The sequence below is a fragment of the Methylophilus rhizosphaerae genome, assembly GCF_900100975.1.
GTDB lineage: Bacteria > Pseudomonadota > Gammaproteobacteria > Burkholderiales > Methylophilaceae > Methylophilus > Methylophilus rhizosphaerae.
Genome location: NZ_FNFX01000001.1, coordinates 475,279 through 499,245, shown reverse-complemented (window position 1 = coordinate 499,245; position 23,967 = coordinate 475,279). Strand labels below are relative to the sequence as shown.

The window sequence follows — 23,967 nt, the reverse complement described above, 5'->3', positions numbered from 1 at the left end:
AATGTACTGCTGCATGCGCTGACGCGCATTGCCGGGCAATTATTTTTTTGTCACGTGGCCAGTTTATGTAAAATGGGCACTTCGTCATGTTCAGTAGCCGGATGAAGTAAAGTCCGGAACATCAATCCCTGTCGGCTTGTTATGAAACCATATAAAACTTTAGCGGACTTTGTTGGCAATACGCCACTGGTCGCGCTGCAACGCATGAACCCCAATCCCAGCAATACGATTTTGCTCAAGCTGGAAGGGAATAATCCGGCCGGTTCGGTCAAGGACAGGCCAGCCTACAATATGATTCTGCAGGCGGAAAAACGCGGGCAGATCAAACCGGGCGATACCCTGATTGAAGCGACTAGTGGCAATACCGGCATTGCGCTGGCCATGGTGGCGGCGATGCGTGGCTATAAAATGGTACTGGTGATGCCGGAAAACCAGACGGCCGAGCGCAAACAGAGCATGAAAGCCTATGGTGCAGAACTGGTGCTGACACCCAGGGATGGCAGTATGGAGCTGGCGCGCGATGTGGCGCTGAAGCTGCAGGCAGAAGGCGAGGGCATTGTGCTAGACCAGTTCGGCAATACGGATAATCCACTGGCCCATTATGAAAGTACCGGGCCGGAAATCTGGCGCGATACCGCAGGCAAGGTGACGCATTTTGTCTCCAGCATGGGCACCACAGGTACCATCATGGGCACTTCGCGCTACCTGAAAGAGCAGAATCCGGCCATCCAGGTTATTGGCGTGCAGCCGGAAGAAGGTTCACAGATCCCCGGTATCCGCAAATGGCCGGAAGCCTACCTGCCTACCATTTATGAACCTGCACGCATAGACCAGTTGCGTTATGTGAACCAGAAGCAGGCTGAAGACACCACGCGCAAGCTGGCAAACAAGGAAGGGATTTTTGCCGGTATTTCCAGCGGGGGCGCATTGTATACCGCGTTGCAATTATCCAGGGAAGTCAATGATGCCGTGATTGTCTCCATCGTATGTGACCGTGGTGACCGCTACCTGTCCAGCGGAGTATTCCCCGACTGATGCGCCTCTGGTGCCTGGGACTGCTAGTATGGTCAGCACAGGCATGTGCAATCACCGAGCTCAGCCTGAGCGCAGAGAGCATAGGCAGTGACCTGTTTCAGCTGGAAAAACCGCGCGCTATCCTGGATTTGCATGACAAACAGCGGGTGCAGCTGTATGCCGAACGCATACAGATTGGCGATGCCAGGCTGGATAAACCGACCATCAAACTGAACCTTAGCCAGCGTCCGACCTTGCTGGTGACCTCCGAACAGTTGCAGATGCCACTTTACCAGGTGCGGCATCCGCGGATTTTCCTGGATTATCGCCAGAAAACCTTGCAGCCTGCCTTGTCTCTGGATGCCGAAGTAAAAACACCGACTGATGAAGCCTGGGGTACGTTTCACCTCAAATGCCTGGTGCCTGCGCAGCCAGGCAGCCAACCCTGGCCCTGTGAAGACGGCCTGTATGAAGACAGTCGCTCACATGTCCCGTTCAGCGTGCAGGTGACGCCGACCTGGGCAACGGTCAATCACAATACCGAAGCAAGCAGGGGCGTGGAGGTGGAACTGGCCGTGCGGCAAGCGACATTCAGTGATGCCGCCGGTTTGCATGCCGGTGACAAACTGACTGGAAAAGTTTCACTTTCTGCTCATGAGCAGGCGGATGGCTGGCGCTGGCAGGGGGTGTTTGACTGGCAGCAGGGCGAGTTATTCTGGCAGCCGTTTTATTTTGCCGATGGCAATAAGCACTTCGAGATTCAGGGGGTTTACCGCCAGCCTTACCTGGATATAGCGCAGGCAACGCTGCACCTGCCGGGGGTGGGTACCTTGCACAGCCAGAGCCGCTTCAACCTTGACAGTAAAGCATTTGAGTTCCTGAAAGTGGATGCCAGCGAAGTGGATTTTAATGGCGTTTACCAGGCGTTTATCCAGCCGCTGGTGCCCAATTCTGTTTTCGGGCACCTGAATGTTTCCGGCAAAGCCGACTGGTCGTTTGAGGCCAAAGGCTTGCAGCCACTGAATTTTCACCTGAAGATTGCTGATGCCAGTGTGGAAGACCAGGCTGGCAAGTTCGGTTTTGCACATTTCAATGCCGATATTCCGTGGGATTACGAGCAACCCAGGCAGATTGCCATGGGCTACCAATCCGGCCATATTTTAAAAATCCCGCTGGGTGAAACCAGGTGGCAGGCGGAAGTGAACCGCTATGCGATTACTGCGCCCAGTCTGCGGCTGCCCATCCTGGATGGTGCGCTGGATTTCCAGGATGTTTCTGCCGCCTGGATTAACCAGAGCATGGTCTGGCATGTCAAAATGGAGATGCAGCCGATCAGCATGGCCAGTTTCAGCCAGGCGCTGGATTGGCCCGTCATGCGTGGACAGGTGGCGGGAACGGTTCCGCTGGTGACTTATGCCAATCACACCCTGCGTATGGTCGGTGATATGCAGTTCACGCTGTTTGACGGGACCATAGGCATGTCGGACCTGGAAATTGACGACCCTTTGGGTGCGGTGCCGAGTTTATATGCCAATTTCACCATGCGCGACATAGACCTGGGCGAAATCACGCGCACCTTTAATTTCGGCTCCATCAGTGGCAAACTCGAAGGGGATGTGAAAGATTTGCGGCTGAAAAACTGGAAACCGGTCTCGATGCAGGCTTCGGTACGCACTGCGGACGGCCCGTTCCGGAAAAAAATCTCGCAACGTGCGGTAGAGAATATTACGGCGCTTGGCGGGGAAGGCACGGCGGCGGCATTGCAACGTACTTTCCTGCGTTTCTTCAAGGAGTTCAGCTATGAAAAAATCGGCCTCAGCTGTGAACTGCGCGGCGATATCTGCAAAATGGGCGGGGTGGAAAAACTGCCGGACGGATTTGTGATTGTCAAAGGCAAAGGCGCGCCTTCGGTCAACGTCAACGGCTATACGGAGTATGTCAGCTGGAAAGATGTACTGGGGCGGATGCAGCGTATCACGGATCACAATAGTAAAATCATTATCGACTAGGCTCTATTTATTGAATGCCTGGCTGGTAAACCAGTCATGGAAAGGAAAGCAATTGGATTTGACCTGGAATAAAAACAGTACCACACATGGGCGATGGCTGGTGAGCGGGCTATGCGTGATGGCCAGTGTGGGCCTGACGGCTTGTGTCACTATCAATATCTACTTTCCGGCGGCGGCTGCAGAAAAAGCGGCGGATAAGGTGATAGACGAAATCTGGCAGATACCAGCCGGACAGGCGCCAGCAACTGATCCGCAGGCTGCACCTGCTATCAACCCGGAGTCTGCACCATGAGTATGCTTCTGAAATTCATTGACCGTCGCCATAATGTACTGCAACTATTTCTGCATGCGGCTTATCACATCATTAAAGCACTATTGCTGGCCGTGTGTGCCGCCGGGCTGGTGAGTTTACCTGCACAGGCGGCCGCAGACCTGGATGTGAACACCCCTGCAGTCGCTGCGGTGAAAGCCAGTATGCAAAGCCGGCATCAGCAGTTGCTGCCGTATTACCAGTCTGGTGCGGTAGGGTTAACGGCCGATGGTTTTATTGCCGTGAAAGAGGCCGGTTTGGTGCCCTTGTCCCAACGTAGTGCATTTACTGCCCTGGTGAAGGATGAAAACGCGGACCGTGCAAAACTGTACCAGGGCATGGCTGCCGCAAATGGTCACCCGGAATGGGAAGGAGAGATACAACGCACCTTTGCCCAGCGCTGGGTGGATAAAGCGCAATCCGGCTGGTTCGTGCAACGGGATGGGCAATGGATACGTAAATAGCAGGCAAGTCATTGTCTGTACAGGTTTTATCCGTCACCTTGCTGAAGCGCTACAACCGGAGGTTGTCATGACTGAAAACGGCGCATGCCCTGACAAATCGAAGAACACCGCGGTAAAACGACCGGCTTTCAGTTTCAGGCATGGTCATTGCATGGTATTCAAGTGCATGTTCCGATGAAAGGAGTTTGTTGTGGCAAATAATCTTTTCGTGTTACCTCGTCTGGGCCAGACGATCCGCCAGGAAGATTCGGGCATTTACTACATCCTGAATCAGCAGACCGGTCGTGTGCGCTCATTGATCCAGCTGGTGCGTGAAAATCTGCACTGGTATATCCTGCAGTTGCAACCCATTGCGGATGGCCTGGATTACCGCTGGTCTGTACTGTCGCGTGAAAACGATTGCGCACTGCAAGCCGCGACGGACAAGCAGATCGCCCATTATTTTTCCCGCCCTGAATATGCCGAACCGGCGGGCGCGTGGCAAGTCATGCGCAATGCCGATTTCGGTTTTGGCAAATTCACGCCAATTGAGGCGCCTGAAGAAGTCAGCTATGCCATCCTGACCTTTGACGGGGAAGACATGCAACGGCCTGTCCGCTTGCATAAAGCACCGCCAGAATGGCTGGAAAAAGACAACGAGACGGATATCCTGCAACTGGAAATTGCCTGACGCTGACAGCTTGTTCCATTAGGATTTTGCCTTCAGGTTTTCCTGCATTTATTTTCGGCTGGTGAGGTGGGCTTGCCCTGTGGTATGGTGACGGCCATATCCATTTTACGGGCAGTCCGGCAGGATTGTTGTGTGTATGATTCCCAGCCTTGTGTTTGATATCGAAACCATTCCCGACGTTGACGGCATCCGCCGCTTGCATGCGCTGCCAGCCAGCCTGGGCGATGCCGAAGTGGCCAATATCGCCTTCCATCAGCGCCGCCAGCAGAACGGTACTGAATTCCTGCAACATCACCTGCAACGCGTGTGTGCCATTTCATGTGCCTTGCGTGAAGGCAACCAGTTCCGCGTATGGAGCCTGGGCGATGAGCAATCCACCGAAGCCGAAATTATCCAGCGTTTTTTTGATGGCATCGAAAAATATACGCCCAACCTGGTCAGCTGGAATGGCGGAGGCTTTGACCTGCCAGTGCTGCATTACCGCGCCATGGTGCACGGCATTGCCGCACCACGCTACTGGGACCTGGGTGAGGATGACAAGGAATTCAAATGGAATAATTACATCAGCCGCTACCACATGCGCCACCTGGACCTGATGGACGTGCTGGCCATGTATGGCGGCCGCGCCAATGCACCACTGGATGAAATGGCGCAGTTATGTGGCTTCCCAGGCAAGCTGGGCATGGATGGCAGCAAGGTGTGGCAGGCGTACCTGGAGGGCGAAATCAGGGCGATACGCGATTACTGTGAAACCGATGTGGCCAATACGCACCTGGTGTATTTGCGTTACCTGAAAATGCGCGGCCACCTCACCGCAGCGGCTTACGAGGAAGAAATCCGCCTGGTTCGCGAAACCTTGTCTGGTTACAGTGGCGCGCACTGGCAACAGTTTGCCGCTGCCTGGGAATAGCCTGATAGCCTGGCGGATTATTCAGGCATGTCAGGCTGTGGCTCATTGCTGCCTTCATCCTGGCCGCGGATTGTCTCTTCATCTGGTGCGGTAGTTTTCCAGTTCAGGATGATGCGCTGGTGTTTCTTGCTGCTACTGAAACCGTATTGTTGGGTATTGCCCAGATAGGTGGCAACCACCGTGTATGCGCCGTTGGGCAAGTTCAGCAGCAGCCTGGGCGCGGCGTGTTCAACATTGAAAACAGTTTGTTTTTTACTGTCCAGGATGCTGACATTGACATCATCCACCAGACGCCCGGCCTTGCCTTCCGAGAACAGGAAGTACATATTGAATTGGGATTTGAACGATTCCATTGCTTCGACTTCTTCCGAACCAATCCCGCCGGTGACGTAATCCACGCCGTGTTCATCCTGCTGGATGGCAAGCAGGTCGTCGGCAAGACCCACCGCAGGTACGCAGAGCACTGTTGTTAACGCAACCAATAGAGTCCATTTTTTAAACATATTGTCTCCTTACTTTGCTGAGCTTCTTGCGGGATTGTATGCCCAATTCAGGTAAAATAACACCCTATGAGAAGCAACCGTCAAAGAAACCGCATGTCGCCAGCGTCCATGGCGAAACAAACTCCCCGTATTGCCGACATTGAATCCCTGGACCAGGAAGGTCGCGGCGTAGCCCATGTCGATGGCAAGGTCATTTTTATTGAAGGCGCATTGCCGTTTGAGCGGGTGCAGTTTGTGTCGCACCACGTGAAATCCACTTATGAAATTGCCACCACGACGGAAGTATTGAAGGCCTCCAGCCAGCGTGTCACGCCAGGTTGCCAGTATTTCGGCACCTGTGGCGGCTGTGCCATGCAGCACCTGGAGTTTTCCGCGCAAGTCGCGGCCAAGCAGCGCATGCTGGAAGCCGATTTGTGGCATATCGGCCGCATCCGCCCGGAAAAAATCCTGTCGCCTATCCAGGGCACGCCCTGGCACTACCGCCACAAAGCACGCCTCAGGGTGCGGTATGTGGAGAAAAAAGGCGGGGTACTGGTTGGCTTTAACGAAAAAGCCAGTAGCTATGTCACTTTTATGGACAGCTGTGAAGTCCTGCCCAAATACATCTCCGACCTGATTGTGCCGCTGAAAACATTGATCGGCCAGTTAAGCATCAAGCAATCCCTGCCACAGATTGAACTGGCCGTAGGCGAAGATGCCACGGTGCTGTTGTTGCGTATCCTGGAAGCGCTGGATGAACGTGACTTGCCATTGCTGCAAGCATTTGAAGGGCAATATGGCGTGCAGTTGTGGACACAGACCAAAGGGCCAAATACCGCCCAACCTTTGTTTGACCACGGTGACCGTTTGCACTACAGCTTGCCGGAATACAGCCTGGAATACCCGTTCAGCCCGATTGAGTTCACCCAGGTTAACCCGGGCATCAATCGCGTCATGATCCGCCGTGCCATGCAGTTATTGCAGCCGCAGGCAAACGAACGCATTGCGGACTTCTTCTGCGGTCTTGGTAATTTTACGCTGCCGATTGCGCGTAGCGGGGCACAGGTGTACGGGGTAGAAGGGTCACAGGCGCTGGTTAAGCGCGCCATTGAAAATGCCAGCCTGAATGGTGTGCACAATGTCGAATTTGCCGAATCCGATTTGTTTGATATGACGCCGGAACTGTTGCAGGAGTTGGGCTATTTTGACAAATGGCTGATTGACCCGCCGCGCGATGGCGCCATGGAACTGATCAAGTCGTTACCTGACGATGGTGTCGGTGCACCCGGGCGCATTGTGTATGTATCGTGTAATCCGTCGACGCTGGCGCGTGATGTGGCGATTCTCACTCATGTCAAAGACTATCAGCTCAAGGCCGCAGGTGTCATGAATATGTTTCCGCATACGGCGCATGTGGAGTCGATTGCCCTGCTGGAAAGACCATAGCGTTGAAAAGCATAGCGGTATCACTGCGCAAGCTGGCTGCCCGTGCGCTGTGCATGGGTGGGCTGGTGGTATTGCTGGCGGCCTGCCAGCCTGACAGCGGTCCGCGTGCGCTGGTATTTGCGGTGGCGCAGGCACCGGTCAACCTGGATCCGCGCTATGCCACCGATGCCGCCTCCGAGCGGGTCAATCGTCTGCTGTATCAGCGCCTGGTTGAGTTTGACCAGGCTTCGCGCGTGGTGCCCGGCCTGGCGACCTGGGATATGCCGGATAGCCGGCATTACCGTTTTCACCTGCATCAACCCGCCGCCAGTTTTCATCATGGCAAACCGGTGACTGCGACAGATGTCAAAGCCACTTACGACAGCCTGCTGCAACTCAAGAACTCCCCGCATACGGCTGAATTCAGGCACGTCACGCAGATTGTCACGCCGGATCCGCAAACCATCGAATTTGCATTGAGCGAGCCGGACCCGCATTTCCCTGCACGGCTGATCATAGGCATCCTGCCAGCCGACCAGATTGCCGCTCATCATGATTTTGCGCATGTCCCCATTGGTAGCGGGCCGTTTAAATTCGAGCGCTGGCATAGCCGTTTGCAACTGGTACGACGCAGTGACGGCTTGCCAGTCTACTTTGATGAAGTCAAAGACCCGAATGTGCGCGTGCTGAAACTCAAGCGTGGTGAAGCCGACCTGCTTCAGGGTGACTTGCCGCCCGAGCTGGTCAAATACCTGCAAAAACAGACTGGTATCACGGTGCAGACCGGTATTGGTGTCAATTACTCCTATCTCGGCCTGAATACACAGGCAGTCTTCCTGCGGGATGTGCGTGTCAGGCGCGCGATTGCGCATGCGATTGATACGCAGGCGATTATTGATAAAGTGATGGTAGGGCATAGCCGCCAGGCCAACGCCATCCTGCCGCCGGAACACTATGCCGGGAATGCCGGGCTGCAAGCTTACGGTTACCAGCCGGCGCTGGCCCGCCAGTTGCTGGAATCGGCGGGTGTCAAGTTGCCATTAACGCTGGTATATAAAACCAGTACCGACGCGCAGCGCGTCCGGCTGGCGACCATCCTGCAGGCACAAATGCAGGCGGCAGGCATTGATCTGCAGATTAAAAGCCTGGACTGGGGTACATTTTTTGCCGATGTGCAAACAGGCAATTTCCAGATGTACGGCCTGACCTGGGTCGGGATTAAAACACCGGAAATTTACAGCAAGGTGTTTGGCTCAAACAACAGGCCGCCCGCCGGATTCAATCGTGGCGGTTATCGGGATGTGGTACTGGATGACCTGCTGCAAAAAGAAGAGTGGCCGGCGATTACCCGCCGTATTCATGCGCAACTGCCTTATATCCCGCTCTGGTATGAAGGGCAGTTCGCCGCGTATCGCGCAACGATTGCGGCTTACCAGCCAGCGCCGGATGGTAACTGGGATGACTTGGCGCAAGTGGTTTTTCATCCGGCTCGGTAATGAGTTTAGACATTGACGCCAAACCAGCGACCGATCAGGGCAGTGATGACCAGCGCCAGCGCACCCCATAAGACGACACGGCTGGCACCGTGCAACAGGTTGGCCCCGCCCGTCCTGGCGGCAATGGCGCCCAGCAGGGCCAGGAATGGCAAGGTACTGCCGATGAGCCAGGCTTGAACCTGTGCGTGTGGTGCCAGCCAGGCCGTGATTAATGGCAGGCTTGCGCCACTGGCAAATGCCAGTGCGGATGCGAGTGCCGCCTGTAACGGATTGGCGCGGTTGGCCTCATTCAAGCCCAGTTCATCGCGTGCATGCGCCGCCAGTGAATCATGTTGCGACAAGGCTTGTGCGACTTGCCCTGCCAACTGCGGAGATAGCCCACGTTGAATATAAATGCCGGTCAGTTCACGCAGTTCGCTGTCTGGATTGTCTTTCAACTCCCTGGCCTCACGTGCCAGGTCTGCCTGTTCAATATCGGTTTGCGAGCTGACCGAGACATATTCCCCGGTGGCCATGGATAGTGCCCCTGCAGTCAACCCGGCCACACCGGTGATGAGCAGGGTGTGGCTATCGGTGCCTGCGGCCGCTACACCCATCAGCAAACTGGCGGTGGAAATGATACCGTCGTTGGCACCCAGTACCGCCGCGCGTAACCAGCCACTGCGTTGTAAAAAATGCATTTCATGATGTGGCATGAGAGAAGGTCCTGTGTCTGGCGCAAATGGAATGGTTGACGATTGTAATGGAATTCTGCGCGCAGCACAGATTTTGCCTGCCATTGCCGCCGCTCCCGGTTTTGCGTTTGATATGCCTGATGTTGAATCTAATCAGTCCAAATCGCTTAGAATAATGCTTATGCATATTGAAATCTCCATTCCCGAACAATCGCTCACCTTGTTTGATGATGAGGGCGCGCAGTTAAACCGATATGCAGTGTCCACTGCTGCCAATGGTGTGGGCTGCGTGAAAGACAGTGGCTGCACGCCATTGGGGTCACATATTGTTCGCGCCAAGATTGGGGATGCTGCGCCTGAAAACACCGTGTTTGTCGGGCGTCGGCCTACCGGGGAAATATTCAGGCCCGAGCTGGCGGCCGAATTTCCGCAACGAGACTGGATATTGACCCGCATTCTCTGGCTGAGCGGGACGGAAGCAGGTAAAAACCGCCTGGGCAATGTGGACACCATGCAGCGCTATATTTACATTCACGGCTCGCCTGACAGTGTGGAAATGGGCACGCCCGGCTCGCATGGCTGTATCCGCATGCGTAATGCCGATTTAATCGCCCTATTTGACCAGGTGCCGGTCGGCACCACGGTGAATATCCACGATTAGGTGCGGATGCGCAGTTGGGGAGCTATCATTAAACGTATCGCCACAGTATTGCCCGTGGTGTTCGGGGTGCTGTGCCTTACCTTTGCCTTGCTGCATATGGTGCCAGGCGACCCGGTAGATGTCATGCTGGGCGAATCTGCCAGTCCGGCAGACCGTTTCGCGCTGAAAGCCCAGCTTGGGCTGGACCAACCAGTGCTTGCCCAGTTCGGGCATTATCTGCTGAACTTGCTGCATGGTGACTTTGGTGTTTCCATTCACACGCAGACCCCGATTACCCAATTGCTGGTCCAGGCGTATCCGGCGACATTGATCCTGGCTGTGACTGCACTCAGCATCGGCTTGCTTGTCGGCATCCCGCTGGGTATATGGTCCGCCCTGAAGGCTGGCCATTGGCAGGATGTGATGGTGACGCTGGTGAGTATCCGCCTGGCTGCCATGCCTGCGTTCTGGCTGGGGCCGGTATTGATGCTGGTATTTGCCGTCTGGCTGGGCTGGCTGCCAGTGAGCGGTATGGATAATGCCGCCAGTATCCTGTTGCCTGCATTGACGTTGGGGCTGGGGTTGAGCGCGATACTGACACGCATGACGCGTACCAGCCTGCTTGAAGTATTGAACGAAGACTATATCCGCACTGCGCGCGCCAAAGGCCTGAGCGAGCGGCGCGTGTTATTGAAACACGCCTTACGTGCCGCCTTGTTGCCCATGGTCACCATCGTTGGTTTGCAAATGGGCAGCTTGCTGGCGGGGGCCGTGATTACCGAAACCATTTTCAGCTGGAATGGCATAGGCCGCTTGCTGGTGGACAGCATAGAAAAGCGTGATTACCCGGTGACGCAAGCCTGTGTGCTGGTGGTGGCGCTCAGCTATGTGCTGATCAACCAGGCCACGGATATTGCCTATCGCTGGCTGGATCCGCGTACCAGGAATGCGCGATGAAAACGTTTTCGTTGCTGACGCTGGCCTTCTGGCTGCTTGCCGTCCTGGTTGCGCATTATGCGGGTCAGGCACCTAATCACATTGATCTTGACGCGATCCTGCAATGGCCCAGCGCCCGGCACTGGCTGGGGACGGATGACCTCGGGCGCGATATCTTGGCGCGCGTGATCCATGGTGTGGAAGTCTCTTTCCTGGTGACGGTGGTGGTGACCGCGGTGACCATGTTGATCGGGATCAGTATCGGGGTGTTCGCCGGTTACCATGGTGGCCGGCTGGATCAGGTGCTGATGCAGATTACCAGTATTTTCCTGGCATTCCCTGGCATCTTGCTCGCCATTGCATTTGCTGCGGTATTAGGGGCGGGTATCAACAACCTGATACTGGCGCTGTGCCTGACCGGCTGGGTGACGTATGCCCGGTTATCGCGCGGGCAAACCCTGGTATTGCGCGAACGTTTGCATGTGCTGGCGGCGGAGTCACTGGGAGCGAGTGCATGGCGGGTGATGCTGCGGCATATCTTGCCATTACTGATTTCCATTTTGCTGGTAGAGGCCGCCTACAGCATGGCCAGCGTCATGATCGCCGAAGCCTCCCTGTCTTTTCTCGGCCTGGGCATACAGGCACCGGAGGCTTCCTGGGGCGCCATGTTGCGGGATGCCGTGCGCTTTATGCTGGTGGCGCCGCATTATGTGCTGGCGGTTGGCCTGTGCATGATGAGCCTGATCCTGGCAATCAACCTGGGTGGTGACGTATTGCGTGACAAGCTGGATGTGCGTAGCGAGATGCAGCTATGAACAAGGTGCAGCCATGAGTGAGGTGCAGCCATGAGGAAACATTACCGCTATTACGACCTGATCATGGCCGCGTTCGTGACGGTGCTGGTCTGTTCCAACCTGATTGGCCCGGCCAAAGTGACACAAATCGAGGTGCCGGTACTCGGTACCTTGACTTTTGGCGCCGGCGTCCTGTTTTTCCCCATCAGTTTTATTTTTGGCGATATCCTGACCGAAGTCTATGGCTATGCCGCCAGCCGCCGCGTGATCTGGGCAGGATTTGCCGGGCTGGCCTTCGCCAGCCTGATGGCGTGGATGATAGTCGCATTGCCACCGGCACCGTTCTGGGATAACCAGCATGAATATGAAGTCGCCTTCGGCAGCACCTGGCGTATTTCACTGGCAGGGCTGGTTGCCTTTGCCGTCGGTGAATTTGTGAACAGTTTTGTCATGGCCAAAATGAAAGTGTGGAGCGCAGGCAGACATTTATGGCAACGCACCATTGCCAGTACTGTTTTTGGCGAGGCGATTGATACGGTGATGTTTGTGCCGCTGGCTTTCTGGAATACCGGCATTATTCCCAATGATAAAATCCCGCTGGTGATAGGTGCGCAGATTATTTCCAAGATCCTGGTTGAAGTCGTATTCACGCCCGTGGTGTACAAAGTGGTGGCATTCCTCAAACGTGTCGAACATGAGGATTACTACGATACCCATACCAACTTTAACCCGTTTACACTGGATAACTCCCCATGATGAAAGCACGAACCCAGACCATTGCCTGGGTGCAGCAAGGTAGTACCCGAGAAGCCGAGTGGCTGTCTGCGTTACAGACGAATCCGCCCAAATGGCTGGAAGTGATTGGTGACCAGACCAATGCCGATACGGCTTATCGCATGGCATCGGAAGGCTGCGGACTGGTCTATGTCGGGGATTACCAGAATGCACGGCAACTGGTGCAGGCGCTCGCACGACGCATCGATAAAAAACCGCTCAAAGCTGCGCCGACTTTGCTGGCGACGTTCCATCTGCATCGCGCCCGCCAGATCCAGCGCGCGAATATCCTGAACAAAGTCATGTTGCATCTGGAAAACGGGCGTAGCGCACTCAAGCGTGCACCTGATGTCAGCGAAGCGCTGATTCAAGCATTAGATGGCGAAGTACCAGACTCATTATTGATCCCACTGCAAATACTGCAAGGCATGGTGGGCGCGTATGAGTGGCGCAAAAAAGGCGTGTTGATTCCGGCGCTCGCGAAAAATATACATGCTTATTATGGTGTGTATTCCCCGGTGCGCGGCGAGTACCTGGAACTGATTGCACAAGCGCCATTACAGGCCAGAACGGCCATGGATATTGGTACCGGTACCGGCGTGATTGCGGCCATCCTGGCAAAACGTGGTGTACCTGCTATTATCGCCACCGATAACCAGCCACGCGCATTGGTGTGTGCCCGCGAGAATGTGCAGCACCTGGGTTACGGAAATAAAGTCAGTGTGGTGGAGGCGGATCTATTTCCAGTGGATAGCAAAGCTGATTTAATCGTGTGTAATCCGCCCTGGTTGCCTGCCAAGGCACAATCAGCGATTGAACATGCAGTGTATGATCCGGACAGCCGCATGCTGAAAGCGTTTTTAAACGGTGTGACAGCACATTTGAATCCCAATGGCGAAGCCTGGCTGGTGATGTCGGATCTGGCTGAATTGATCGGCCTGCGCAAACCTGGTGAACTGGCTGGCTGGATTGCTGATGCCGGACTGGAGATTGTGCAGCGGCTGGATACGCAGCCTAAGCATGGCAAAGCGCAGGATACGCAGGATCCGTTATTTGCAGCACGATCTAAAGAAGCCACTAGTCTTTATCGTTTAAAATTGCAGTAGTTCAGACTAAATTAATAGAAAATATTGGGAAACATTATGTCTTTAGGTCCCGTGATGCTGGATGTGGTTGGCAAGGAGCTCACTGCCGATGATATCCGCCGTTTGCAACATCCGCTGGTCGGTGGCGTGATTCTGTTTGCGCGCAATTTTGAGAGTTGTGCACAACTGAAAGCGCTGACGGCGAGCATTCATGCCGTGCGCCAGCCGCCATTGCTGATTGCGGTCGATCATGAAGGCGGGCGCGTGCAGCGGTTCCGCGAAGGCTTTACCAAAATTCCGCCCATGCGTGCATTTGGTCATATCTGGGACAAGCACCCCCGCAAGGCGAAAGAGCTGGCGGTTGAGGCAGGCTACATTCTGGCGGCGGAGTTACGCGCGCATGGCGTGGATTTCAGTTTCACGCCGGTGCTGGATATGGATTATGGCGATAGTCTGGTGATCGGCGACCGCGCTTTTCACCGCGATCCGCAGGCGATCAACGAACTGGCATTCAGCCTGATGCAGGGCCTGAAAAAAGGCGGTATGGCGGCAGTCGGCAAGCATTTTCCCGGCCACGGCTTTGTAGTGGCGGATTCACACGTGAGTATCCCGGTGGATGAGCGCGAATTTGACCAGATTGCACAAAATGACATGCAGCCGTTTGTACGCATGATTGATGAAGGCTTGCATGCGGTAATGCCGGCACATGTGATTTACCCCAAAGTGGATGAAAAGCCTGCCGGATTCTCGCCACGCTGGTTGCAGAAAGTATTGCGTGAACGACTGGGCTTTAACGGTGTGATTTTCAGCGATGACCTGAGCATGGAAGGCGCGACCGTGGCGGGGGATGTGACGGCACGTACCCTGGCGGCCCTGAATGCCGGTTGTGATATGGTATTGCTGTGTAACCGGCCGGACCTGGCGGATGAACTGCTGGAAAACCTGCAATGGAACATCTCCGCCCAAAGTATTGCCCGGCTGGCGCGCATGCATGGCGCTGCCCATCCGGCAGATATGGTCAGCCTGCGTGAATCGGCCGGCTATGTCGAGGCAGTGAAGCGTATGGCGCTGGTCGGCCAGCAGGAAGCAGATTTATTTGCGTGAAGCTATCTAATCCGTTAAGGATACAGTAAGCTAAACAGTCAATCATTTTTCAGGCGATATCATCGGTTTGCAGCTATGAAGTGGATTATATTAGGCGTGTTTCTGGCGTCGGTCAGCTATGTGCATTTTCGCGGTAAAGTGCGGCATAAGTTTTACCGCCAGCTATTTGACCATTCCGGCATTGTGTCGCCATTCAATGTTTTTCTGTACCTCTTCTCCAAGGCGCCGACCACGCCTTACCTGTCGGTGAGTGACTTTCCTGAATTGAAGGTAATCAGTGACCGCTGGGAGGAGATTCGCAAAGAAGCCTTGCATGTGCGTGAACAGGAACGTATTGCTGCCGCGCAGAACAATAACGATGCCGGTTTTAACTCCTTCTTTAAAACTGGCTGGAAGCGCTTTTACCTGAAGTGGTACGATGCGCACCATCCTTCCGCCAGCATCTATTGCCCCCAGACAGTGGCCTTGCTGCAAAGTATTCCCAGTGTCAAGGCGGCCATGTTTGCCGAGTTGCCGCCGGGCGCGCACTTGAATCCGCATCGTGATCCGTATGCCGGTTCGTTGCGTTACCACCTGGGCCTGGTCACGCCTAACAATGACCAGTGTTTTATCCGCGTGGATGGGGAAGATTACAGCTGGCGCGATGGCCAGGCGGTGATGTTTGATGAAACCTATATCCACGAAGCCTATAACAAGACCCAGGAAAATCGCATTATCCTGTTCTGCGATATCGAACGCCCCATGCGTTACCGCTGGGCGCAGGCCGTGAACCGTTTCCTAGCCAATACCATCGTGACGGCGGCCAGTTCGCCCAATGAAGCCGGCGACCAGACCGGGGTGATTAACCGGCTGTTCCATTATGCCTGGGTGGTCGGCCAGTATCGCCGCCGTTTCAAGCGCTGGAATAAAACCGTGTACCAGATCACGCGCATTGCCCTGATTGCATTGGTATGCTACGGTTTGTGGAAACTTTAACGTTATCGCTCAAGCGTATAAAATAATGGCGGGCGCTTGAAACTTTATGCCGTTGCCATTATCTTAGTCATAAACAATTTATATAAAAGTAATTTCATTTTCTTGAGAGGAAAACACTATGTCTGATATGCAAGTTTTAGGCCGTGAGGGGAATGTATCCGACACGCAGAATCGCGTGTTGCGTAACACATATGCACTACTCGGCTTGAGTATGATCCCGACCGTGATTGGCGCTTATGTCGGCCTGCAAATGAATTTTGGCTGGCTGGCCGCGCATCCGTTCATGTTTGCGATCGGTTTCCTGGCCGTGATGTTTGGCATGTTCAAACTGATTGCCGTGAACCAGAACAGTGGCGTTGGCGTCTGGCTGTTGCTGGCGATGACTTTTGTGTTTGGCATCATGCTGGGGCCTATCCTGCAATTTGCACTGCATCTGCGTAACGGTGCTGAAATTGTGGGCTTGGCTGCTGCCGGTACTGGTATTACTTTCCTGACTTTGGCGGGTATCGGGTCATCGCCTGCGCGTGATTTCAGCGGTATGGGCAAGTTCCTGATGGTAGGCCTGATCCTGGCGATTGTGGCTGGCTTGGCCAATATGTACTTCCAGATTCCGGCCTTGTCACTGGCGATTTCCGGCGTGTCCGTGCTGATTTTCTCAGCTTACATTTTGTATGACGTTAACCAGATTGTTCGTGGTGGCCAGACCAACTATGTGATGGCGACGCTGAACCTCTACCTGGATGTATACAACCTGTTTGTGAACTTGTTGAATATCTTGCTGGCATTGCTGGGCAATCGCGATTAAGTTTTTGCTGAATGAAAAATAAACCTACCGCTTAAACTGCACCCCGTAAAGTTGGACAGTTAATTCAGCGGCTAATAAGGATTGAGTTCTGTATTCCACAGGGCTCAATCCACTTCAATTTAATTCTATCGTGACTATAGTAATGAATATATTCATTGATACCGCACTGCAACTGCTCTATTGACTCGAATTTTTTGCAGATAAAAGAGTTCTGATTTCAGTAGCCCAAAGAAGTTTCCCATCACAGCATTATCTAGGCAGTTACCTTTTTCAGACATAGCCTTTTCCAGGGCCAGTGCCTGCTGATAGCTTCTCACCCGAGATTGCCATCCCTGATCAGAGGGAAGTATAGGGGCCTCAGTATTTTTAAGTTTTTCACCCGTTACTAGACGATTCTCAAGTTCCCAATATATTTAACAAACGAACCGAGCAGAAGTATTAGCACTCACCAGCCTTGGAACGACATCAAAATTGCAAGTATCCATTCGATACTTTTGGTATTTTACAGATACGACTTCAACCTTTAGAATGAGAATTATTATCATTTATTGGATTTTGGATGCTCATGTCCGATTCGTCTAATTTGCAGGTTTCTGCTTTATACAAGAATCATCACAGCTGGCTATCTAGTTGGTTACTTAAAAAATTAGGTTGCCCCCATAATGCAGCCGATATTGCTCAAGATACTTTCGTAAGACTTATTCTAAAAAGTGATGCTTTGACAAATGTCTATACGCCCAAAGTCTATTTAGTTCGAATCGCAAAAGGGCTAATGATTGATCAATGGCGGCGCCAGGCGCTAGAGCAATGCTATTTAGAAGCCTTAAGTCAGCATGATGAACCGTTTTACATGTCACAAGAACTTCAGGCGATAGTGGTTGAAACCTTGTTTGAAATCGATGCTATGCTAAATCGGCTAAACCCTAAAGCGAAACAGGCTTTCTTATTGGCGCAAATTCATGGATTTGGCTACAAGGAAATTGCTGACACCATTGGAGTATCCGAACGCATGGTGAAAAAGTATATGGCAGCCGCCATGATGCATTGCTTATTGCTGCGCAAAAAGCTTAATGAGGATACGGTATGAGTCAGGCTCTTGATCAGACGGCCTTACAGCAAGCTGCTGAGTGGTTTGCGGTTTTAAGTGACAAGCAGATTGATGAAAGTGATCGTCTGGCATGGCAGGCTTGGTTAGCCGCCAGCCCTAGGCACCATTCAGCCTGGAAAGAGGTGGAAGCTATCAATGCATCATTCAATAAACTGAACACGGTTTCTAGTAAAACCGCCTCGCATCAGGCGTTGAGCCACCCGAACTCTCGCCGGCAAGCATTAAAAGTATTAGGTTTTGCAGGTGTAGCTTTGTTTGGTGGCGTCATGCTTAAAAGATATAGCCCTTGGCAAGATTGGCTCACTACCCTGACTGCAAGTGCAAAAACTTATAGCCCGCCGCCCGGGAAAACTGCGACGGTAGTCTTGGCAGATGCCAGCAGACTCTGGCTCAATGCCAATAGCCAGGCCAAAGTAGAATATGGCCTGATGCTGCGGCGCATCACAGTATTGGCGGGAGAGGTGTTATTGCAATCGGGACATGATGATCAGGATCGTGCGCTGGTTGTTGATACCCGGCATGGCCGAATGACAGCATTAGGGACTCGTTTTACAGTACGCCAGGAAACTGGGCGCACGTTGCTTGCGGTCTATGATGGTCGCGTGGCCATCACGACGCCACAAGGTGAGTCCATTATTGTGCCCGCTGGCAATCAGGCATATTTTGATACGCAGAAAATCAGTCCTTTAGAGCCAGCATTATCCGCCCGCGAAGCATGGACACGTGGCATTCTGATTGCTGATAATCAGCATCTGGATGACTTTATCGCCGAGCTCTCAAATTATTACCCGCGAAGAATCAGTGTCTCGCCTAGCGTAGCTCACTTCCGTTTGATGGGGGCTTACCCGTTTAGTAATGTTCCATTAGTTCTGCAGGAAATCGCCAATAGCCTTCCAATACGTGTTCAAAATGATGCTCAAGGTAACTTCGAATTGAAACCGTTAAATTAGTACAACAATCGTTGCGCTTTTTTATCACTCAGGTTCCCTTTTCATATGGCTGTTTCGGTTTAGAAATAAATCCTCATATTTCTTAATCGTCAGGGAGCCAAAATGAAATCCAATTGTTCTACGTTACTCGCACGCAATGTGCGAGCAGCGCTATTTACTTTAATGCTTGGCGGCATTTCAAGCATTACCCCACTACAAGCTGCGGAGCCTGAGGTGGCATTACACGAGTACCATATTCCTGCGGGATCTTTAAGCCAGGTATTGAGTCATTTTGCGGCTGAAGCTGGCATTATGCTGTCTGGGGATGCATCTTTGGCCGATGGGATATCCAGTCAGGGACTTCAAGGTCGGTATAGTGTCCAGAGTGGGTTGGATGCTTTACTTAAAGGTTCTGGCCTGCAGGTGGAGTATCGCGGCGATACACGCTATTCCATCATCCAGATGCCAGCAAAAGAAAACGTGCTGCCAGAGGTGCAAGTCACTGCAGCACTGGAAAAGGAAAAGGCGTGGAGTCCGGTACAGGGTTATGTTGCAAAACGTAGTGCAACAGGAAGCAAAACGGATACACCGATTATCGAAACACCCCAATCAGTTTCTGTTGTTACCAAAGATTTCATCAAGGCAATCGGCGCACAAACTCTCAAGGAAGGGATGGCTTACACGCCTGGCGTCAACATAGCCCCTTATGGTCCAGATTCACGGTATGACTGGATTGCATTACGAGGGGTTGATGCATACTCCCCGGGTTTCTATCAAGATGGATTACAGTGGCGTAATTCTGGCAACTTTGCGCTGTGGAGAGTAGAAAACTACGGTACTGAGCGTCTTGAAATCCTGCGTGGCCCTTCGTCTGTGCTTTACGGTCAGAACTCTGCCGGCGGGATGATCAACGTGGTCAGCAAGCGCCCAACTGAGACACCCATTAAAGAAATTCAAGTGCAATTAGGTAATTTTCAGCGCCGACAAATCGCAGGGGACTTTTCTGGCGCGTTAAACGAAGATGGTTCTGTGCTCTATCGCATCACTGGGTTAGTGCGTGATGCTGAGCTACCGCGTCAACATATGGATGACGATCATATGTTTATTGCTCCATCTCTCACGATCAAACCATCTGACAAAACGACGCTTACGTTAATGTCACAATATATGCATTCGCAAGCAGGCGTGTTTGCCGGTGCTTTACCAGAACAGGGCTCACTGGTCAGGACGCCTGCCGGCGGAAAGCTGTCTTATGATACGTTTGTCGGCGATAAAAAATTCAACCGTTTCGATCAAAAGCAGTGGTATGTTGGTTACCTGCTGGAACATCAGTTTAATGACCAGTGGGCCTTCAGGCAGAATGCGCGATACAGCGAGATAGATCTGGATTATTGGCAGGTATTTGGGGGAGACTATCGCACTGTAAATGCTACCCCTGCAGATCCTGACAATTATCGCTACTTAACACGCAGCATGACTGGCAGCCCTGAGAAGGTGAAGGCCTTCACTATTGACAACCAGATTGAGGATCGCTTCCAACTGGGCAACTGGCAGCATACCATATTGTTCGGATTGGACTATCAACACGTTAAAGATAACTATCAATCCTATTCCGACAGTGCCCCCGAATTGGATTTGCAGGCACCAGACCTTTCTCAAGCTATCCCTGTAGGTTCCCCTATTGCAGATGTACGAGTCAAACTTGCCCAAACTGGATTTTATCTTCAAGACCAAATTAAATGGGATGATCATTGGGTAGCAACTTTGGGTGGTCGTTATGATGAGGCTAAAATCAAACAAGAAGAGTTAGTTAGTAGTGGTGCACAACAATTCACAGACCACAAATTCACTGGTCGAGCTGGATTGGTTTATTTAGCCGATAATGGATTGGCTCCATACGTCAGTTACTCTGAATCATTTGTTCCCACGGCCACTCTTGATCCAGTGACGCTCAAGAGCTTTAAGCCAGAAACGGGGCGTCAATATGAAGTAGGTTTGCGTTATCAGCCGGTAGGCAGAAGAGAAATCTATAGCGCTGCAATTTTTGATTTGAGAAGAAATGACTTCATTACTTATGACCCAGTGAGCTTTAGTCCTCGTCAAGTGGGAGGAATTCAGGTTCGTGGCCTTGAACTGGAAATGCACACTCAGCCTTTGGAGAATATGAGCTTGGTAACCGCCTATACTTATACGCCCAAGGTTGAAATAACTAAAAGCAGCGACCCAAGCCAAGTTGGTACTCCTGCGATTGCAACGCCAGAGCACACGCTTGCTGTCTGGAGTGACTATCGATTCAATTCTGGCGTCAAGATAGGTCTAGGGGCAAGATTCAATGGCATGACAAGAGGAAACTATGATACCGCCTCTGAGAAAATTCCTTCCTACACATTATTGGATGCTTTGGTTGGTTACGATTTAAGACATTGGAATCTAGCATTCAACGTAAGAAATTTAACTGATAAGGAATACGTAGCAAATTGTAATTTTGGTAGTTGCTACTATGGGGAGCCACGCCGTGCGACTTTAACAGCAACCTATCGTTGGTAGGTTTCACTGCCAAGCCTGGCGGGTTGATTTTTGGACTCTTGCTCTTGAAGTCTTTGAGCCAGGTATTGCCCGAGTAATAACGCCTGCTTCTTGGATTACAATCTGGTTTTCTCCAGTCTGCGCTGCCTGAAAAAGGTGCTTAACAGCTGGCCGCATTCTTCAGCCAGCTCCGACTGTGTCACGGTGCAGTGATGATTCAGTTTCTGCTCGGCCATTAAATCAACCACGCTGCCACAACAGCCGGTTTTCAGGTCGCTGGCACCATATACCAGCCTGGCAATGCGTGCATGCTGGATGGCACCGCTGCACATGGCACAAGGTTCCAGCGTGACGTACAGCGTGCAATCGACCAGCCTGTAGTTGCCCAGGTGTTGTGCCGCTTGCCGCATGGCCTGGATTTCAGCGTGTGCGGTCGGGTCATTCAGGCTGATAGGTGCATTCTGGCCACGGCCTATCACTTCGCCATTTTTCACGACCACTGCACCTACCGGCACTTCGCCCTGGCTGGCGGCTGCCAGCGCCAGCGCGATCGCCATGCGCATGAAATCTTCGTCTTGCATGCGTTATGGTTTGGCAGGCTTGTCGGCAAGGCGGATCAGGATATACACCAGGCCCATGATAAAGGCGCCCGCCAGCCAGATGCCGATTTCTTCATAGGTTGGAGCGGCATCCTGCACCGGCAGTACAATCAGTTTGCGCAGGAACATGACCAGCACCACTTCGACAAAGGTTTCGACCAGCAGTTTATGTCCGCGCAGATAGCGGATTTCGGCAGAAATCAGGGCCGAGATGGACCACAGCAGCATCAGGGTGCCCAAGGCACGTAAAAAGCCATGTACCAGGTTGTGCTCGTAAGCGGCTTCCTTGACGTCAAGAAAAAACAGCCAGGTAAACATGACCACGGAAATCGCCAGGGCCAAACCGATGATGATGTGCGCAAGGCCGTTCAACCAGAGCATGGCCTTGATGGCGATGCGGTTCAGTGGTTCAAATTCTTCGGGTAATTGTTCTTGTGACATAAGATTTCCATGCGGCAATCGAGGTGGAATGATAAATCATTTCACCAGCAGTTGCGCCAGTGACAGTTGCGAAAGTTGCCCGAGCAGCCATTGCATGGCTTTGCCCATTTCAGACGGGCGTTGCTGGCGCCAGGCAATAAAAGTGGGGGCAACCGGCTTGGGCTCTGCCACCTGTTTAATCAGCAACAAGCCTTTGTCAACCGCCGATTGCGCCATGGGGCTGGGTAAATAACCGATGGCAATGCCGGAGATTTGTGCTTGCAGTTTGGTATGCATATCAGGCACGGTCAAGGTATCCTGGCCGGACAAGATGCCGGAAGTACGAGGCGGCAGGTTGCGTGAACTATCTGCTGCGGCAACTATGCGATGCTGCACAATATCCTCAGCATTCAGCGGCTCCGGTATCGTGGCCAGTGGATGGTGCGGCGCTACGGCAAACACAAATTCCAGCTGGCCCAGTAAATGGGTACCAAAACCGTTACCAGGCGGAGAGTCTCCAGGGGCACCTATCGAAATATCTGCCCGGTTGGATTGCAGCGCATCCCAGCTACCGCCGTAGACTTCACGCAAGAGTTTGACGCGCGTGCCAAAGCCTTGCTGGTAAAACGCCTGCAGCAGGTCAAGAACAGGCTGGAAATCAAAGAGGTCACTTACCGCAATTGCAATATCTGTCTCTACGCCGGTTGCAATTCTGCGAACCCTGCATTCCAGTGTTTGGGCCGCATCCAGTAAATAACGGCCTTCTTTCAATAGCTCGGCACCGGCCTTGGTGAGGGTGGCACGGTGGCCGCTGCGGTCAAATAATTCTATGCCCAGATCTTCTTCCAGCTTGCGTATCGTATAGGTCAGCGCAGATGGTACGCGGTAGAGGGCTTCGGCTGCCGCCGCAAAGCTGCCTTTGCGGTCTATGGTATCGATGACTTCTAGGGCTTCAAGGCTAAGTTTAACGGCCATGGTGATTCATCAAAAAAATTGAATGAGTGATGCAAAATGTTTTGCTATCAAATGCGTAAGTGTTTTTTTATCATACATTTAAATTTTCGGAAGGAGTGAACAAATGTTGAATATTCGGCCCTCGAATGCGCGTGGATACGCCAATCATGGCTGGCTGGAGAGCTTTCACAGTTTTTCATTTTCCAGCTATTACGATCCTGACAATATGGGTTTTTCAGTATTGCGCGTGATCAACGATGACAAGATTGCACCAGCCACTGGTTTTGGCATGCATGGCCACCAGGATATGGAAATCATTACCTACATGTTGGCGGGCGAGTTGCGCCATACGGACAGCATGGGCAACGGCTCGGTGATCCGTGCAGGCGATGTGCAGCGCATGACCGCCGGTACAGGTGTGCGGCATAGCGAAATGAATGCTTCCGAGCAAACGGCCGCGCACTTGCTGCAAATATGGATTGAGCCCGCGGTCTTGAATTTGCCGCCAGGTTATGAAGAAAAAAACATTTCTCTGGCAAGCAAGTTAAATCGCTGGGCATTGATTGCTTCATCTGACGCCTGGGATGGCTCGCTGAAAGTGCATCAGGATGTGACTTTGTGTGCCACGGTGCTGGAAGCCGGGCACAGCCTGCCTCTGGAAGTCAGCGCAGGCCGCAGTGCCTATATGCATGTGGCGCGTGGCGAGATTGAGATTGACGGGCAGCGGTTGGGAACTGGCGATGCATTGAAAGCGGATGCCGCCACGCAACTGGAAATGCACGCCCGGCAGGAAAGTGAAGTGTTGTGGTTTGATTTACCAGGGATTCATACATAATTTTAATCGAATGATATAAAGGAGTTAAA

25 protein-coding genes and 1 pseudogene are annotated in these 23,967 nt (G+C 52.7%); 20 read left to right on the top strand and 6 right to left on the bottom strand.

Annotation, left to right across the window (positions count from 1 at the left end):
- Positions 1–141 precede the first annotated feature (141 nt).
- The 6 genes from cysM (at position 142) to BLP53_RS02360 (ending at position 5,377) form a co-directional block, all read left to right on the top strand.
- Positions 142–1,035, top strand: coding sequence for a cysteine synthase CysM (cysM, locus tag BLP53_RS02385; RefSeq protein WP_091469326.1), 894 nt, complete (start codon positions 142–144; stop codon positions 1,033–1,035).
- Positions 1,035–3,023, top strand: a complete 1,989-nt coding sequence (locus BLP53_RS02380; protein ID WP_091469322.1) for a hypothetical protein — start codon at positions 1,035–1,037, stop codon at positions 3,021–3,023. The genes cysM and BLP53_RS02380 overlap by 1 nt, the downstream gene beginning before the upstream one ends.
- A gap of 52 nt (positions 3,024–3,075) precedes the next feature.
- Entirely contained in the window at positions 3,076–3,315 is a 240-nt protein-coding gene (locus tag BLP53_RS02375; protein ID WP_143001339.1) for a hypothetical protein, read from the top strand.
- Positions 3,312–3,797, top strand: a complete 486-nt coding sequence (locus tag BLP53_RS02370; RefSeq protein ID WP_245652588.1) for a YdbL family probable chaperone protein — start codon at positions 3,312–3,314, stop codon at positions 3,795–3,797. The genes BLP53_RS02375 and BLP53_RS02370 overlap by 4 nt, the downstream gene beginning before the upstream one ends.
- Before the next feature lie 190 nt (positions 3,798–3,987).
- Entirely contained in the window at positions 3,988–4,467 is a 480-nt protein-coding gene (locus tag BLP53_RS02365; RefSeq protein ID WP_091469313.1) for a hypothetical protein, read from the top strand.
- A 136-nt stretch (positions 4,468–4,603) separates the two neighbouring features.
- Positions 4,604–5,377: a 3'-5' exonuclease gene (locus BLP53_RS02360; protein ID WP_091469310.1), complete on the top strand. Its 774-nt coding sequence runs from the start codon at positions 4,604–4,606 to the stop codon at positions 5,375–5,377.
- 17 nt (positions 5,378–5,394) lie between these two features.
- Here the strand turns inward: BLP53_RS02360 and BLP53_RS02355 are convergent, their stop codons facing one another.
- Positions 5,395–5,880 carry a hypothetical protein gene (locus BLP53_RS02355; protein ID WP_176755187.1) on the bottom strand — a complete coding sequence of 162 codons (486 nt, stop codon included), beginning with the start codon at positions 5,878–5,880 and terminating at the stop codon, positions 5,395–5,397.
- A 66-nt stretch (positions 5,881–5,946) separates the two neighbouring features.
- On the opposite strand from BLP53_RS02355, the gene rlmD reads away from it, so the two are divergent.
- Together rlmD and BLP53_RS02345 are read left to right on the top strand one after the other, a co-directional pair.
- Positions 5,947–7,305 carry a 23S rRNA (uracil(1939)-C(5))-methyltransferase RlmD gene (gene rlmD, locus BLP53_RS02350; protein WP_091469306.1) on the top strand — a complete coding sequence of 453 codons (1,359 nt, stop codon included), beginning with the start codon at positions 5,947–5,949 and terminating at the stop codon, positions 7,303–7,305.
- Between the two features lie 53 nt (positions 7,306–7,358).
- A complete protein-coding gene (locus BLP53_RS02345; protein ID WP_091470395.1) occupies positions 7,359–8,780 on the top strand; it encodes an ABC transporter substrate-binding protein in 1,422 nt (473 codons plus the stop codon).
- 5 nt (positions 8,781–8,785) lie between these two features.
- Here the strand turns inward: BLP53_RS02345 and BLP53_RS02340 are convergent, their stop codons facing one another.
- Complete coding sequence (locus BLP53_RS02340) at positions 8,786–9,475, bottom strand: VIT1/CCC1 transporter family protein (RefSeq protein ID WP_091469304.1); 690 nt, start codon at positions 9,473–9,475, stop codon at positions 8,786–8,788.
- Positions 9,476–9,635: 160 nt separating this feature from the next.
- On the opposite strand from BLP53_RS02340, the gene BLP53_RS02335 reads away from it, so the two are divergent.
- The 8 genes from BLP53_RS02335 (at position 9,636) to BLP53_RS02300 (ending at position 16,567) form a co-directional block, all read left to right on the top strand.
- Positions 9,636–10,115, top strand: a complete 480-nt coding sequence (locus tag BLP53_RS02335; RefSeq protein WP_091470393.1) for a L,D-transpeptidase — start codon at positions 9,636–9,638, stop codon at positions 10,113–10,115.
- 6 nt (positions 10,116–10,121) lie between these two features.
- Entirely contained in the window at positions 10,122–11,051 is a 930-nt protein-coding gene (nikB, locus tag BLP53_RS02330) for a nickel ABC transporter permease (protein WP_245652586.1), read from the top strand.
- Positions 11,048–11,845 (top strand): ABC transporter permease, encoded by a 798-nt coding sequence (locus tag BLP53_RS02325; RefSeq protein WP_091469301.1) that lies wholly within the window; start codon positions 11,048–11,050, stop codon positions 11,843–11,845. Before nikB ends, BLP53_RS02325 begins: the two co-directional genes overlap by 4 nt.
- Before the next feature lie 30 nt (positions 11,846–11,875).
- Entirely contained in the window at positions 11,876–12,580 is a 705-nt protein-coding gene (locus BLP53_RS02320) for a queuosine precursor transporter (protein ID WP_143001338.1), read from the top strand.
- On the top strand, positions 12,577–13,704 hold the full coding sequence (locus BLP53_RS02315; protein WP_245652585.1) for a N5-glutamine methyltransferase family protein: 1,128 nt from the start codon (positions 12,577–12,579) through the stop codon (positions 13,702–13,704). Before BLP53_RS02320 ends, BLP53_RS02315 begins: the two co-directional genes overlap by 4 nt.
- A 36-nt stretch (positions 13,705–13,740) precedes the next feature.
- Positions 13,741–14,787 carry a beta-N-acetylhexosaminidase gene (nagZ, locus tag BLP53_RS02310; protein WP_091469297.1) on the top strand — a complete coding sequence of 349 codons (1,047 nt, stop codon included), beginning with the start codon at positions 13,741–13,743 and terminating at the stop codon, positions 14,785–14,787.
- A gap of 75 nt (positions 14,788–14,862) precedes the next feature.
- Positions 14,863–15,762, top strand: coding sequence for a lipid A hydroxylase LpxO (lpxO, locus tag BLP53_RS02305; RefSeq protein WP_091469294.1), 900 nt, complete (start codon positions 14,863–14,865; stop codon positions 15,760–15,762).
- Positions 15,763–15,880: 118 nt separating this feature from the next.
- On the top strand, positions 15,881–16,567 hold the full coding sequence (locus BLP53_RS02300) for a Bax inhibitor-1 family protein (RefSeq protein WP_091469290.1): 687 nt from the start codon (positions 15,881–15,883) through the stop codon (positions 16,565–16,567).
- A 24-nt stretch (positions 16,568–16,591) separates the two neighbouring features.
- On the opposite strand, the pseudogene BLP53_RS13760 reads toward BLP53_RS02300, so the two are convergent.
- A pseudogene (locus BLP53_RS13760) lies at positions 16,592–16,941 on the bottom strand (transposase); the annotation flags it as partial.
- Between the two features lie 191 nt (positions 16,942–17,132).
- Here BLP53_RS13760 and BLP53_RS02290 point away from each other — a divergent pair.
- From BLP53_RS02290 to BLP53_RS02280, 3 genes are all read left to right on the top strand, one after another.
- Entirely contained in the window at positions 17,133–17,654 is a 522-nt protein-coding gene (locus tag BLP53_RS02290) for a sigma-70 family RNA polymerase sigma factor (RefSeq protein WP_245652583.1), read from the top strand.
- Complete coding sequence (locus tag BLP53_RS02285) at positions 17,651–18,625, top strand: FecR domain-containing protein (RefSeq protein ID WP_091469279.1); 975 nt, start codon at positions 17,651–17,653, stop codon at positions 18,623–18,625. Before BLP53_RS02290 ends, BLP53_RS02285 begins: the two co-directional genes overlap by 4 nt.
- A 102-nt stretch (positions 18,626–18,727) precedes the next feature.
- Entirely contained in the window at positions 18,728–21,151 is a 2,424-nt protein-coding gene (locus BLP53_RS02280; RefSeq protein WP_091469274.1) for a TonB-dependent siderophore receptor, read from the top strand.
- 95 nt (positions 21,152–21,246) lie between these two features.
- Here the strand turns inward: BLP53_RS02280 and tadA are convergent, their stop codons facing one another.
- Genes tadA through BLP53_RS02265 form a run of 3 tightly spaced genes read right to left on the bottom strand, consistent with a single transcriptional unit; the run spans position 21,247 to position 23,124 of the window.
- Positions 21,247–21,711: a tRNA adenosine(34) deaminase TadA gene (tadA, locus tag BLP53_RS02275; RefSeq protein WP_091469270.1), complete on the bottom strand. Its 465-nt coding sequence runs from the start codon at positions 21,709–21,711 to the stop codon at positions 21,247–21,249.
- A 3-nt stretch (positions 21,712–21,714) separates the two neighbouring features.
- A complete protein-coding gene (locus tag BLP53_RS02270) occupies positions 21,715–22,170 on the bottom strand; it encodes a phosphate-starvation-inducible PsiE family protein (RefSeq protein ID WP_091469267.1) in 456 nt (151 codons plus the stop codon).
- Positions 22,171–22,206: 36 nt separating this feature from the next.
- Positions 22,207–23,124 (bottom strand): LysR family transcriptional regulator, encoded by a 918-nt coding sequence (locus BLP53_RS02265; RefSeq protein ID WP_091469263.1) that lies wholly within the window; start codon positions 23,122–23,124, stop codon positions 22,207–22,209.
- Positions 23,125–23,227: 103 nt separating this feature from the next.
- Between BLP53_RS02265 and BLP53_RS02260 the strand changes: the two genes are divergently transcribed.
- Positions 23,228–23,938, top strand: a complete 711-nt coding sequence (locus BLP53_RS02260; protein WP_091469259.1) for a pirin family protein — start codon at positions 23,228–23,230, stop codon at positions 23,936–23,938.
- The last annotated feature ends 29 nt before the right edge of the window (positions 23,939–23,967 follow it).